Source organism: Streptomyces sp. NPDC101166 (genome assembly GCF_044768125.1).
Taxonomy (GTDB): Bacteria; Actinomycetota; Actinomycetes; order Streptomycetales; family Streptomycetaceae; genus Streptomyces.
In genome coordinates, this window is sequence record NZ_JBIWPF010000012.1 from 110,825 (window position 1) to 125,379 (window position 14,555).

Consider the following 14,555-nt stretch of genomic DNA (forward strand, 5'->3'; position numbering starts at 1 on the left):
GCCACCGGGGTGAACGGCTGGCGACGTCGGCGTGTCGATCGTCACCGTCCCTGTTCCGAGGAGTACGGGGACGCCTCCCTGCCGCCTTCCGGGGTGTCCCCGCCCTGTCGCAGCGCCCACAGCGCGACGGGGGCGCCGGCCCCGACCAGCGCCGCCGCCAGACACAGGCCGGCTTGGTAGCCGGAGAGGAAGGCGTCCGTCTCTCCGGCTCCCGCGGTGGCGGCGCCCTGTTCCACGAAGGACACGACCGCGCCCACGAGGGCGATCCCGACGACCCCGGAGGCCTCCCGGATCGCGCTGAACAATCCGGCGGCGACACCGGAAAGGTGATCGGGCGAGGATTCCAGGGCGCGGGTGGTCAGTGGCACGGCGAGCGCGGATCCGAAGCCGACGACGGAAAGTCCGGGCAGGATATGGACGACGGTTCCTCCCTGGCTCCCCAGGGCGATCAGCAGCAATCCCGAGCCGACCAGGAGAAGGCCCGCGGCCGAGACCCTTCCGTCCCCCCAGCGGTTCGCGACACGGCCGATGAAAGGGGCGGTGGCGAGTACGGAAAGGGCCAGGGGGACAAAGGTGAGACCGGCCGATGTCGGGGTGAGTCCGAGCCCGTTCTGGAGGAATTGCGACGTGAAGAAATAGACCCCGCTCACACTCAGTCCGCCCAGCAGTTGGGTGATGACTCCGCCGAGGTAGGGGCGTTGCCGGAAGAGGAGCCGCAGCGCCGCGTTTCTGCGGAGCGTCAGTTCGTACGACAGACCGACGGCCGAGGCCGCGAACACGGTTCCCGAGATGACGACGGGAATGCCGGTGAAACCGTACGCGGCCCCTTCGATCAGCCAGTGGGCGAGGGCCGCCAGCGCGCAGCAGGCCAGTGCGACGACACGCAGGGACAGCGTGACCGGTCGCGCGGACGGGGAGCGGTCCGAGAGGGCGCGCCGGGGGACGGCGCAGCCGAAGAGGAGGCTGACGCATCCGAGCGGCACGTTCATCGCGAACACCGACTCCCAGCCCAGGTGTTGGGTCATCACGCCGGAGACGACGGGGCCGCAGGCCAGCGCCGTGGCCAGCGTGGCGGTCATGGCGCTGAAGGCGACGTTGCGCGAGCGGGCGGGAAGGTCCTGCGCCATGACGGCCAGCGACGCCGGCAGGATCAGCGCCGCGCCGACGCCCTGGAGCCCTCGCAGCGCGATCAGCACCTCCCCCGAGCCCGCCGTCGTGCCGCCGGCCGAGGACACGCCGAAGAGCGCGACGCCCAGCAGGAGCGTCGCGCGCCGCCCGACGGTGTCGGCCAGGTGTCCGCCCAGCAGGAGACAGCTGGCGAGCGTGAGCGGATAAACAGCCGCAACCCATTTCAAGTCGGCGTCGTTCAAAGCGAGTTCGACTTGAATTGCGGGCAGCGCCACATTGACGATGGTGTTGTCCAGAGCCGTCATGAACGACGGCAGGAGAACGGCCACGAGAAGGGCGATGACACGCGGTCGGCTCACGATACCTGCCTCGTGCGATAGGGGAAGGATGCGGAAGGGGAGCCGCGTTCTCAAATCCCCTCCTGCATACGCCGCACCCTGGGCATATCAAGGGCGACTCGCGGGTATTCCGTCGACCTTTTCGGCCCGCGATTCGCCTCGGCGTGTCACTGGATGCCCGGCATCCCTCCGTGTTTGGCTGTTCCTTCACCACTGCCAGGAGTCAGCCCCCTTCCTCAGACAAAGGTTCGGTGACTTAGTGCTGGAAACCGTGAGAGACACGATCAGTCACTATCTCGCTCAAGCCGCGGCACGCACACCCGACGAAACGGCGTTCACCTTCGTGGACTTCGCCGGCGACCGCGGGGGCGTTCCCTCAAGCCTGACGTGGGGCGAGCTGGAGCGGCGGGTGGACGCGCTCGCGACCGCCCTGCGCCGCGCCGGCGCGGTCGGCGAACGGGTCGCCGTCGTGGCGCCGCAGAACCTGGACTACGTCGTCGGCTTCCTCGCAGCCGCGTGCTCCGGCGCGATCGCCGTGCCCCTCTTCCCGCCCGACCTGCCCGGCCACGCGGCGAAGCTCAGCGCCGTCCTCGCCGACGCCGACCCGGTACTCGCCCTCACCAGCCCCGACTCACTGCCGACCGTCGAGAAGTTCTGCGCGAACCAGGACGGGCTGCGCGTACGCGTGGTCACCGAGCGGGACTTGGTCTCGGAGCCGGTCGCCGGGGGCCCGGCGGCGGGCGGGGACGTCGTCCCGGTCCGCCCCGGGGACTGCGCCTACCTTCAGTACACCTCGGGCTCCACGCGTGTGCCGTCCGGCGTGGAGATCACCCACGCCAACGTCTGCGCCAACGCCCGGCAGGCTCTTGAGGCTTACGGCATCCGCCCGGGACACAACTGCACCGTCGGCTGGCTGCCGCTCTACCACGACATGGGTCTCGTCCTCGCGGTCGTGCTCCCCCTCGTCGGCCATGTCCCCTCCGTGCTGATGGACCCGCTGGCCTTCGTCCAACAGCCCGTCCGGTGGCTGCGGTTGCTCACCGCGCACCAAGGGGCGATCACCGCCGCCCCCAACTTCGCCTACGACTACTGCGCCCGCCGCGTCACCGACGAGGAGCGCGGCGAGCTGTCGCTGGGGTCCGTCGCCGCCATGGTCAACGGCAGCGAACCGATCTCCGAGCAGACGCTCCAACGGTTCCAGCGGGCCTTCGCCCCGGCCGGCGTGGCGCCCACCGCGATGCGCCCGTCGTACGGGCTCGCCGAGGCGACCGTCTTCGTCTCCGCCTCACCGGCGGGCGAGGAACCCACCGTCACCCCCTTCGACCGGGACGCGCTCGCGGCCGGCGTCGCACGCGTGGCCGAGGACACCGGCACGGGATCCGTGACCCGCCTGGTCGGCTGCGGCCTGCCCACCGGCCAGGAGGCGGCCGTCGTCGATCCGGTCACGCACGTCCGTCTGGAGGACGGGCACGTCGGTGAGATCTGGTTGCGCGGCCCCAACATCGGACGCGGCTACTGGGGCCGCCCGGAGCTGAGCGAGGCCACGTTCCGCGCCGCCCTCCACGGCGACGGCCCGGACGACGGGACGCGGGCGTGGCTGCGCACGGGCGATCTGGGGCTGCGCCACCGCGGCCAGCTCTACGTCACCGGGCGCATCAAGGACCTCGTGATCATCGACGGCAGCAACCACTACCCGCAGGACATCGAGCAGACCGTCGAGAGCGCCCACCCGGCCGTGCGCCGTCATCACACGGCGGCGTTCTCCGTCCTCACCGACGACGGGGAGCGCCTGGTCGTCGTCGCCGAGCACGCCCGCGACCTGGCGGACGCCGACGGGGTCCGCCAGGAGGCGGCACGGGCGGTCCGTGCGGCGGTCTCCACCGGCCACGGCGTCGCCGTCCACGACTTCGTCCTGGCTCAGCCCGGCACCGTGCCCCACACCACGAGCGGCAAGGTCGCCCGCGGGGCCTGCCGTGAGCACTACCTCCAGGGTGCCTGGAGCGACGACACCCGAGCACAGAGGGAGACCGGTACCGCATGAAGCGACCAGGCGGAGACCAGGAGCCCGTGGAGGACGTCCGGACCACCCCCGTCACGCCAGACGCTCGCTCCGGGCCGGGTTCCGAGGCGCTGCGGGAGGTACTGGTGCGGCTGGTGTCGGACCTCTGCGGCATCTCCCCGGAACAACTGGACGACGCCCGCCCTCTGGCGGAGTACGGCCTGACCTCGCGCGACGCCGTCGGGCTGACCGGTGAGCTGGAGAAGGTGCTCGACCGGCCGCTGTCCGCCACCCTGCTGTGGGAGAACCCCACCCTCGCCCAGCTGATCGGCGCGCTGACCGGCGACGCGGACCCCGTCGCGGCCGGCACGCAGGAGGAGGCCCGCGCATCCGCCGGAGCCGGGTCCGCCGCCTTCGACGACGAGGACGCCGTCGCCGTCGTCGGCATCGGATGCCGGCTGCCCGCGAACGTGCGCGGTCCCGACGCCTTCTGGGAGCGGCTCCTGGCGGGAGCGGACCTGGTCGGCCAGGTCCCCGAGGAACGGTGGCGCGACTTCGCCGGCACCGCCTCCGACGTCACCGCGCTGATGGAGGCCACCACACGCTGGGGCGCCTTCCTCGACGACGTCGCGGGGTTCGACGCGAAGTTCTTCGGCATCGCACCCCACGAGGCCGAGGTCATGGACCCCCAGCAGCGGCTGCTGCTCGAGGTGACCTGCGAGGCGCTGGACCACGCGGGAGTCCCGGCCCACTCCCTGCGGGCCACCTCCACCGGCGTGTTCGTCGGCCTCAGCGCCCTGGAGTACGGGCAGCTGACGACCTCGGACCCGGCGCGTCTGACGCCGTGGACGAGCACCGGGGCCGCCGGCAGCATCGCCGCCAACCGCGTCTCGTACTCGCTCGACCTGCGTGGCCCGAGCATCACCGTCGACTCGGCCTGCTCGTCGTCCCTCGTGGCGGTGCACCTGGCCTGCCGCAGCCTGCGCGCCCGGGAGTGCGACACCGCGCTGGCCGCGGGCGTCAACGTGCTGCTCTCCCCGGCGGTCACGGCGTCCTTCCAGCAGGCCGGCGCGCTGGCCGGGGACGGCCGGTGCAAGCCGTTCGACGCCTCGGCGGACGGGATCACCCGCGGTGAGGGCTGCGGCGTGGTCGTGCTCAAGCGGCTTGCCGACGCCCGGCGCGACGGCGACCTGGTGGTGGCCGTGATCAGGGGCACCGCGGTGAACCAGGACGGCCGGTCGGCGGGGCTCATGGCGCCCAACCCGGCCGCGCAGGAAGCCCTGTTGCGCGACGCGCTGCGCGACGCGCGGCTCGACGGAGCGGACGTCGACTACGTCGAGGCGCACGGGACGGGCACGCTGCTGGGGGACCCCATCGAGGCGACGGCTCTCGGAGCGGTCGTCGGAGCCGGGCGGCCGGCCGGTCGTCCGCTGCTCCTCGGGTCGGTCAAGAGCAACCTGGGCCACCTGGAGGGCGCCGCCGGCATCATGGGGCTGATCAAGACCGCCCTGGCCCTGCGGCACGGCCGTATCCCGGCCAGCCTGCACTTCCGCACGCCCAACCCGCACATCGACTTCGCCGAGCTGGGCCTACGGGTGGTCACCGAGCCGACCGAGTGGCCCACCGACGGACAGCGCCCCGGACGGGCCGGCGTGTCCGCCTTCGGCTTCGGCGGCACCAACGCCCACGTCCTCCTGGAGCAGGCGCCGCCGCCCGCCCCCGGGACCGCGCGGGCGCCCGCCGACGACGAGGACGCCGGACGCCCGCACGTCCTGGTGGTGTCCGCACGGTCCGCCGACCGGCTCCCCGATGTGGCCGCCAGTCTGGCGCGGTGGGTGGCGGCCGACGGCGAACCCGCCCTCACCGACCTCGCCCACACGCTCGCCACCCACCGCCGGGGCCCGTCCTGCGCCGCGGTCGTCGCGCGGAACCGCCGCGAGGCGGCCGACAGGCTCGCCGCGCTCGCCCGGGGAGAAACGGTTCCGGGAGTGGTCGCCGCGCTGGCCGACGCCACTGCTGCGCGACCGTCCACACCGCGCCGGCCGGTGTTCGTCTTCTCCGGGTACGGCTCGCAGTGGGAGGGCATGGGGCGACGGCTGCTGGCCGAGGACTCCCTGTTCGCCGCCGAGGTCTCCGCCCTCGACCCGGCCTTCCTCGCGGAGACCGGCTCCGCGCTGACCGACCTGCTCACGACCCCGCACGACGGGACGGTCGACCGGGTCCAGCCGATGCTGTACGGCATGCAGCTGGCCCTGGCGCGGACCATGCGGGCGCACGGTGTGGAACCCGCCGCCGTCATCGGCCACTCGATGGGCGAGGTCGCCGCCGCGGTGGTCGCCGGAGCTCTCGACGCCGAGGACGGACTGCGCGTCATCGTCCGCCGGTCCGCCCTCCTCGCCACCATCGACGCCGGCGCGATGGCCGCGATCGAGCTGCCCGCGCCGACCCGGGCCGACGTCCTCAGCCGGTTTCCCGGCGTCGAGGTCGCCGTCCACTCCTCCCCGCAGCGCTGCACGGTGGCCGGACCGGCCGACGCCGTGCGCGCCCTGGTGGACGAGCTGACCGAGCAGGGTCACCTCGCCCGCCTGCTGGAGGTCGGCGGAGCCGGACACTCCACCGAGGTCGACCCCGTCCTGCCGCCCCTGCGCGAGGACCTGGCCGGCCTGCGCCCGCGCACCCCTGCCACGCGGTGGTACAGCACCGCTCTCGACGATCCCCGTGCGGACATCGCGGCCGACGCGGACTACTGGTGCGCCAACGTCCGCCGCCCGGTCCGGCTGCAACAGGCGGTGGCCGCGGCCGCCGAGGACGGCCACACCCTCTTCCTGGAGGTCTCACCCCACCCGATCGCCGTGGTCCCGCTCGCCGAGACCCTCGACGCGATCCCGGCGGGGGGCCAGGCCCTGGTCGTCCCGACCATGCACAAGAACACCGACGACACCGTCGAGCTGCGCGCCGCGCTGACCCGGCTGCACTTCGCCGGCGTCGCTCTGGACACGGGCCTGTGGCCGGCCGGCGCGCGCACCTCGCTGCCCACGCCGCCCTGGCGGCACGAGCGGTTCTGGTTCGCCCGTCCCGTCCGCTCCGAAGAGGTCGTGGGGCACCCGCTGCTCGGGGTGCGCACCGACGACCCGAGGAGCGGCGCCGCGCTGTGGCAGGCGGACGTCGGCACCCGCCGGCACGGCCCGCGCGGCACGGTCCACGACAGAGCGGTCCTGACCCTGGCGGACGCCGCGGAACTGGTCATCGAGGCCGGCCTGGACCTGTGGGCCCGGGAGGGCATCACCCGGCTCGGCGTCGAGGACCTCCAGGTCCACCAGTGGCTCGCCCTCTCCGACAGCACTCCGGTGACCGTGGTCTGGGAGCCCGCCACCGGGACGGAGGGAACGATCTCCCTGCACGCCCGCGGCGCCGGGCCCACCTGGAGCTGTCACGCCTCGGCCCGCGTCACCCGTGACAGCGCCGCCGAGGGGGAACACCTCCCGGAGCGGGAAGGGGAACCGGTCCTCGTCGAGCACTTCGCCCTGATGGACGTACAGCATCCGCACCGGCCGTCCTACGCGCAGCTGTTGAGCGCCGTGCTCGAAGCGGCGCGCTCCGCGGCCACGGAATCCGGCGACCCCGGCGCCTCCGCGCCCGGCGTCCCGGTCGGCGTGGGGTCCCTGCACATCAAGGGGCCGGGCGTCTTCGACACCGCGTACGACATCCGCTGCACGCCCGCGGACGGCGACGACGCGGCGGAGCCCGCCGTCAGCCACTGGGACCTCACCGCCCGCGGCGACACCAGCGAGATCGTCGCCCGGCGGGTCCGGCTGCGTCCCGTCGAGCGGCACGAGGTGCCCCGGCCGCTCGAGACGAGCGCCTACGACGTCCAGTGGGAGAAGTCCACCGCTCCCCTGCCGCTGGGCCGACCGCACCGTGTCCTGCTCGTCAGCGACGAACCGGACGCCGCGAGCGGCGTCACCGGCTCGCTCGCGTCGGCCCTGGAGGCCAAGGGCGTCGCGCTCACCGTGGCCGACGCCCAGGACGATGCCGTCGACGGCGCGCTCGACGCCTGGCTGGAGGCGGCACAGGACGGCCCGAGCGCCGTCGTGCTGTTCTTCCCGCAGCGCGACCGCGACGACGACGTCCGGCCGCTGCGCACGGCGGCCCGGCTGGCCCGCCGCCTGGCGGCCGACACGCGCCGGCAGCCGCCGCGGCTGTGGATGGCCACGGTGCTGGCGCAGTCGACGGGGCCCGGCGAAGCGGGCACGCCGCATCTCGCCTGCCTGCGCGGCCTGGTCCGGGTGCTGGCGCTGGAACAGCCGCAGCTGAGGGCGTCGTCGGTGGACGTCGACCGGCAGACCGGCGCGGTCGACGACCTGGTGGAGGAGCTCCTCGCCGACGGGGAGGCCGACGAGATCGCCTGGCGGACCGGCACCCGGCTCACCGCCCGGCTCGCCCGTGCCGACCTCACCCCCCGGCGCGGCGACGAGGTGGTCTTCACCCGTCCCGACGGCGCCTACCTCGTCACCGGCGGCCTGACCGGGCTGGGGCTCGCGACCGCGGCCCGTCTCGCCGAGCGGGGCGCCGGTCGCGTGGTCCTCAACGGACGCCGGGAGCCCGGACCCGAGGCCCGGGCGGCGCTGGCCGAGTGGGAGGCCCGGGGGACGTCCGTCGCCGTGGTCCAGGGGGACATCGCGGAACCCGGCGTGGCCGAGGCCCTGGTGGACGCGGCCCTCGCCGAGGGCCACACGCTGCGCGGTGTCGCGCACTGCGCCGGCGTCCTGCTCGACCGGGTGATCACCGACCTCGAAGCCGGCGACATCGACACGGTGCTGCGGCCGAAGGCCGTCGGGGCCCGCAACCTGGAGGCGGCGATCGCCGCCCACGATCTGGACTGGTGGGTGAACTACAGTTCCGCCGCCGCGCTGCTCGGCTCACCGGGGCAGTCGGCCTACGCGGCGGCCAACGCCTGGCTCGACGCCGTCGCCCACCGCCGCCGGGCCGTCGGCCTGCCGGCGACGTCCATCGCCTGGGGCCCGTGGGAGAACGTCTCGACGACGGCCGGCAATCCGGCGCTGGCCCTGGAGCCCATCCGGCTGGGCGAGGGAATGGACGCCCTCCAGTCGCTCGTCGTCCTGGGCCGCACGCACGTCGGGGTCGTCCACCTCGACCCGGAGCGCGTGCTGGCGGCGTTCCCCGGCCTGTCGGCCATCCCCTTCTTCACCGACGTCCTGGAGGACGACTCCGTCGTCGTCGACGACTGGATCGGCCCGGACGGCATCGCGGCGCTCGGCGGCTCCGCCCCGGACTCGGTGTACGCCCGCCTGGTCCGGCGGACGGCCGGCATCATGGGGTTCGGCGTCCACGAGCTGAGCGAGACGGCACCGTTGACCGAGCTGGGGCTGGACTCCCTGATGGCGGTCCGCATCCGCAACGCCGTCCGCCAGGACTTCGGCGTCGACCTGCCGGCCCCGCAGCTGCTGCGCGGCGCCTGTCTTCGGGAGCTCGGTTCCGCCGTGCTGGAGCGGCTCGGACTCGACCCCGCGGCGCCCCTGGCCGCCTCCACGCCGGACAGCGTGCGGCAGGCGCAGTCGCCCCCGCCCTCGCTGCCGACCTCCCTCGGCGCCAGGGACGCCGCGGAGCGTCTGGTGGCGAGCGCCTGGGCGGAGGTCCTGGGGCGCGGGCCGAAGGACATCCGCGAGGACTTCACCGCCGCCGGCGGGGACCTGGCCGCCGCCTCGGCCATGGCGGACGTCATCAGCCGGCGGCTCGGCGACGATCCGCAGCTGGCGCTGACGGCCGACGCCGTCCTCGCCCACCGCACGGTCGTGGCCGTCGCCGAACTGATCCGACCCGTGGTCAACCGGACCGGGGCCTCCGCGGTCACCACCCTGCGCCCGGCGCCCGCGGGATCGCCGCGCCCCCCGCTGTTCACGTTCCACCCGGCGGGCGGACCGACCTCGGTGTACCTGCCCCTGACGCAGCTGCTGCCGGCCGGGCTGCCCGTGTACGGGCTGGAACGCGTCGACGAGCTGAGCACGATGGAGGACAAGGCGGCCCACTACCGCGCGCTCATCCGCGGCATCCAGCCGGACGGGCCGTACCACCTGCTCGGCTGGTCCTTCGGCGGCTGTCTCGCCTACGAGGTGGCCCGTCAGCTGAAGGAGGAGGGGCAGGGCGTCGGGTTCCTCGGGCTGATCGACACCATCCTGCCCGCCGCCCTGCAGCAACGGGAGTCGCCGGAGTTCCTGCTCGAACGGTTCGGCCGTTTCGCCGAGTACATCGAGCAGACGTACGGTCACCGTCTGGAGCTGCCCTACGAGGAACTGGCGGGCACCCCGGACGAGCAGCAGATCGAGGTCATCATGCGTCTCGTCGCGGACGCCGGTCTGGAGATGAGCCCGGGGATCATGGAGCACCAGCGGACCTCGTACGTCGACGCCCGCGTCGGCGAACGGTACGTGCCCCGTCCCCACGACGGCCATGTGGTGCTCTACCGGGCGCAGCAGCCGCAGCGGCTGACCACCGCTCTGGACCCGCGCTATCTGCGCCAGGACGCCGACCTCGGGTGGGCGCCCCTGTGCCCGTCCCTGGAGATCGTCCCCGTCGGCGGCGACCACCTGTCCGTCATCGACCCGCCCCACGTCGAGACCATCGCGGAGCACCTCACCCGTGCCCTGGGGCTGCCCGCCCGGTGATCCGCGCGCCGCGCCTGTTCCCGGGCTACCTGCGGAACAGGCGCAGCCGCTCCTCCCCGATCCGGGCCCGGGCCTCGGGGTCGGTGACCCCGAGCCCGGCACGGGGCGCCAGGCACAGCACGCCGACCTTGCCGATGTGTTCGTTGGCCTGGACGGTCCGGGTGGCGGCCCCGACCTCCGCCAGGGGGTAGGTGAGCGACAGGGCGGGGACCACGCCGCCCAGGGCGATGAGCCGGTTGACCTCGCACTGCTCGTGCAGGTTCGCTCCGTGGCTGCCGATGATCCGCTTCAGCCGCATCCACAGGTACCGGTTGTCGTAGGTGTGCTCGTAGCCGGTGCTGGATCCGCAGGTGACGACCGTTCCGCCGCGCCTGGCGAGGAACACCGACGCCGGGAACGTCTTCCTGCCCACGTGCTCGAAGACGATGTGCGGGTCCTCGCCGACCGCGTCGCGGATCGCCGTGCCCATCCTCTTCCATCCCTCGGCGCGTTGCAGGAGCGAGTCGTCGCCGCCGAGGACCTCCTCGCGGTTGATGACGGCGTCGCACCCCAGGGATCTGAGCAGTCGCGCCTTCTCCTCGGAGTTCACGACGCCGACCGGGATGCCGCCGCCGTTGCGCACCAGCTGGACGGCGTAGGAGCCCAGTCCGCCGGTCGCGCCCCAGACCAGCACGATGTCGCCCTGCTTCATCCGCGCGCCGCGGTCGCTGACCAGCATGCGGTACGCCGTGCTCGCGCACAGCGGGTTGACGGCGGCTTCCTCCCAGGTGAGTGCCGCGGGTTTCGGCATCAGCTGACTGGCGCGCACGACGGCGTAGTGGGCGAGGCCGCCGAAGTTCGTCTCGAACCCCCAGGCCTTCTGACCGAGCCCGAGCATGCCGTCCTGGTGGGTGTCGGGGTCCTGCTCGTCGACGTAGGCCGGCGAGATCGAGACGTGATCGCCGACCTTCCACTTGCGCACGGAGGAGCCGGTGCGCACGACGACGCCCGCGGCGTCGGAGCCGACGATGTGGTAGGGCAGGTCGTGCCGCGCTTCCCATCCGCCCCCTCTGCCCATGGCTTTGAGGAACTGGAAGGTGGGCAGCGGCTCGAACATCGCCGTCCACACCGTGTTGTAGTTGATCGCGCTCGCCATCACGGCGATCAGCGCCTCGTCGGGAGCCAGTTCGGGCATCGGCACGTCCGCGACGTTCAGGGACTTGCGTACGTCCTTGTCCTCGACGCCCTCGAACATGTTGACGTCGGCGGCGCGCACGCAGGCCGCCGGGAAGTGGTCCGGGAGCGGGAGGGACTCGAGGGTCTCAGCGTCCGCACCCGCGATGACCGCTTCTGACAGGGGCGATGTCATGTCAGCTCCATTCATGCTCACTTCTCACGACTGTTCCCACGAGAACCGCTGACCTGGGGCGCCGCAACCGCTGCTCTGCCGTACGGGCGACTGCCTTCGGCCGGGCGGAGTGTCTGCCGTTGACGGGCGATGAGTTTCGTCATGCTCCGAGCCGTGTGGCTCTCTCTTGTGAAGTGTGCGAGAACGAATCTGGTGTGCCTGGGGCTCGTGGCAGCTCTCGTCTCGACCGAGACGGACGCCGTCGCGCGGGACCGGAAAGGCACGCCCGGGTCTCCCCGTGCGGAGGCCCGTGTCACTGCCGTGAAATCGCTCGACGAGCGAACGCGCGACATCACGGTCAGTTCACCGGCCATGGGCAAGTCCCTTCCGGTCCGCGTCATCCTTCCCGCGAGCTGGGACCGGAGGCCGAAGGCCACCTTCCCGGTTCTCTACATGCTGCACGGCGGTGACGACAACTACACGGCCTGGACGCGCGAGACGGACCTGGAAGAGCTGTCGCGCAAGTCCGACGTGCTCATCGTCATGCCCGACGCGGGAAAGGACGGCTACTACAGCGACTGGTTCGCCGGCCCTCCCCGCTGGGAGACCTTCCACACCGGCGAACTCGTGCGGCTCATGGAGAAGGAGTACCGGGCCAGTTCCTCGCGCGCCGTCGTGGGGCTGTCCATGGGCGGGTTCGGGGCGCTCAACTACGCGGCACACCATCGCGGGCTGTTCCGGTACGCGGCGGCGATGAGTTCGTACGTGGACCTCGACGACCCCGCCGTGCGTCTGGCCATCGGGCTCGGCTCCCAGCGGGTCGGCGTCGACATGAAGAAGGTCTGGGGCGACCCGGTGCGCAACGCCGACGTCTGGCGGTTCCACAACCCCGCCGCGATGCCGCGCTCCTTCCGCGGGACGCGCGTCCATCTGTCCGTGGGCAACAGCGTTCCCGGACGGCTGGACCTGGGCCGCTCCCCTGACGTGGTGCTGGCGAGCGTGCTGGGCGAGGCGGCGCTCCCGCAGCAGATCAAGAAGTTCGCCGCGTCGCTGCGCGAGGAACGGGTGCAGGTCACGACGCACATGTACGCGCCGGGGACGCACTCCTGGGCGTACTGGCGCAAGGAACTGCACCACATCTGGCCCGCGGTGATGGGCTCCCTCGGCCACCGGGCCGACCGTGCCGGGGACGCGGGTCACTCCTCCTTGCGGGCGAGGATCCGGTAGGCCTGCCCGCCTCGCAGCACCCCCAGGAAAGGGGCGACGGCGACGTCGGCCGCGGCCGCCGCGGCGAGCAGCGGGACGGAAGCCGTCCAGATGGCCGCGTGGGCGAGGGCACGGCCCCGGGACGGGGGCGTGCGCGACCACGGGTGGCGGGGACTGGGCGTCCAGGAGCGGAATCGCTCCACGACGGCGCCGCAGAAGTCCCCGCCCGGCCGTCCGGTGACGCGTTGCTCGGCCACCGTGACGAAACCCCGCTCCAGCAGCGCCTGTCGGAGATTGGCGAAGGGCATCAGGTGCACGTGCTGCGGCTGCATCCAGGGAATCCAGTGGCGGCCCAGCAGCCGGCCGAGGGAGCTCTGCGGGTCGGGCACCTCGATCACCAGGTGCCCGCCCGGCTTGAGGACCGTGCGGGCCGCCTCCAGCTCGGCACGCGGATCAAGGGTGTGCTCCAGGTAGTGGAACATGCTCACCACGTCGTAGACGGCTCCCAGTCCTTCGGCGAGTTCGGGGAAGCCGCCTCGATGGCTGCGGTGCACCCAGCCGTACCGCGCGGCCTGCTCCACGGCGTCGCTCTGGTCCAGTCCGTGAAAGACGGTCCGCGGCCAGACGTCCTGGGCGACGAGGCAGAAGTGACCGTGCCCCGCGCCCACGTCCAGCCAGGTCCGGGGCTTGGTGTGGGTGGGCAGCAGACGGGCGCGGGCACGGTAGGCGGGGCCCTGGAAGGCGAACACCTTCTCCATCTGCCGCTCGCCCACGCCGTCGTAGCAGTCGCGGTAGTAGAAGTCGAGGCCGTCCGGGCTCAGCCGAGGGTTCTGGAAGGTGTGACCGCAGCCCGCGCACTCCTCCAGGGTGAACCGGCCCGGCTTTCCCTGGTACATGTCCCGTGCCGTCACGCGGTGTCTCAGGTCGGACGATCCGCACCACGGACAGGAGCTCAGGCGCGGTTCGAAGAACCGCTCCAGGCCGCGGGCGATCTCCGCCTGGTACCGCGGCCGGAGCGCGGCATGGGGATCGGCCGGACCGCGCAGGGCGTGCGCGGCCCGCGCGGCGCGCAGCCAGTCGCCCGGACCCCGTACGGGCCTGAGCAGCGACGCGCGGTACCGGTCGGCGCGAGTCTTCCCCGAGCCGTGCGCCAACGCCGGCTGCAGCGCGTATCCGGCCAGTGCGGCGGCCCCCCAGGCGGGGGCTTTCGCGAGGCAGGCGAGGGTGAGGGCGCCGGCGGCCATGCGTGCGGCCAGGACGGCCGGCAGCGGCACGATGGTGTCGCCCGGCCATGCGGCAACCCGTTCACGGGCCGTGCGGCGGACGCTGCGCAGTCCGGGCGCGAGCGCGAAGCCGGTCGTGTTCGGCGCGCACTTCTTCAGGGACCCGAGCAGGTCGGTGAGTTCCGCGGCGGAGAGCCCCGTGAGGTCCGTGCCGGCGGGAAGAGGTCTGCCGAGCCGCTCCAGTACGGACGCCTCCACGACGACGGCGTGCAGGGCGCTGCGTCCGAAGGCGAGCCGGTCGCGCCGGAAGGAGCGCGTGTCCACCAGGCGGGCGAAGTCGAGCAGCTCCGCCGTGGGCAGGTCGCCCGGCACCAGATCGAGCACCTTCAGCCCTTCGCGACGGGCGAAGGCGCAGGCGGCGCGCCGGGTCTCGTCGTCCAGCCGCACCCCGGCGGCCACGGCGAACCGGAAGTCCGGGGAGGGCGGCTCGGCCGAGGGCTCCAGGGGGCGCAGCCCGGCCAGCCGGCGGTCCAGCCGTACCGCGTTGAGGGCGAATCCCGCGCCGAGCGCTGCCGCAGTGACGTGGGCCATGTTCCGTGGCATCAGCTTTCCGTCCCGCAAGAGGTGGCGTTTTTCACATAGTTGCACCAT

The 14,555-nt window shown here is 73.0% G+C and carries 6 protein-coding genes; 3 read left to right on the plus strand and 3 right to left on the minus strand.

The window, feature by feature from the left end:
* Window positions 1–41: 41 nt before the first annotated feature.
* Window positions 42–1,487 carry an MFS transporter gene (locus ACIRS4_RS21820; protein ID WP_404198374.1) on the minus strand — a complete coding sequence of 482 codons (1,446 nt, stop codon included), beginning with the start codon at window positions 1,485–1,487 and terminating at the stop codon, window positions 42–44.
* A gap of 250 nt (window positions 1,488–1,737) precedes the next feature.
* Here ACIRS4_RS21820 and ACIRS4_RS21825 point away from each other — a divergent pair, with 250 nt between their 5' ends.
* Both ACIRS4_RS21825 and ACIRS4_RS21830 read left to right on the plus strand, forming a co-directional pair.
* Window positions 1,738–3,507: a fatty acyl-AMP ligase gene (locus tag ACIRS4_RS21825; RefSeq protein ID WP_404198376.1), complete on the plus strand. Its 1,770-nt coding sequence runs from the start codon at window positions 1,738–1,740 to the stop codon at window positions 3,505–3,507.
* Window positions 3,504–10,148: an SDR family NAD(P)-dependent oxidoreductase gene (locus ACIRS4_RS21830; protein ID WP_404198379.1), complete on the plus strand. Its 6,645-nt coding sequence runs from the start codon at window positions 3,504–3,506 to the stop codon at window positions 10,146–10,148. Before ACIRS4_RS21825 ends, ACIRS4_RS21830 begins: the two co-directional genes overlap by 4 nt.
* Before the next feature lie 25 nt (window positions 10,149–10,173).
* On the opposite strand, the gene ccrA is transcribed toward ACIRS4_RS21830, so the two are convergent.
* Window positions 10,174–11,496, minus strand: a complete 1,323-nt coding sequence (ccrA, locus tag ACIRS4_RS21835) for a crotonyl-CoA carboxylase/reductase (RefSeq protein ID WP_404198382.1) — start codon at window positions 11,494–11,496, stop codon at window positions 10,174–10,176.
* 300 nt (window positions 11,497–11,796) lie between these two features.
* Here ccrA and ACIRS4_RS21840 point away from each other — a divergent pair, with 300 nt between their 5' ends.
* On the plus strand, window positions 11,797–12,702 hold the full coding sequence (locus ACIRS4_RS21840; protein ID WP_404198385.1) for an alpha/beta hydrolase: 906 nt from the start codon (window positions 11,797–11,799) through the stop codon (window positions 12,700–12,702).
* Here the strand turns inward: ACIRS4_RS21840 and ACIRS4_RS21845 are convergent.
* On the minus strand, window positions 12,672–14,495 hold the full coding sequence (locus ACIRS4_RS21845; RefSeq protein ID WP_404198387.1) for a class I SAM-dependent methyltransferase: 1,824 nt from the start codon (window positions 14,493–14,495) through the stop codon (window positions 12,672–12,674). The genes ACIRS4_RS21840 and ACIRS4_RS21845 overlap by 31 nt on opposite strands.
* Between the last annotated feature and the right edge of the window lie 60 nt (window positions 14,496–14,555).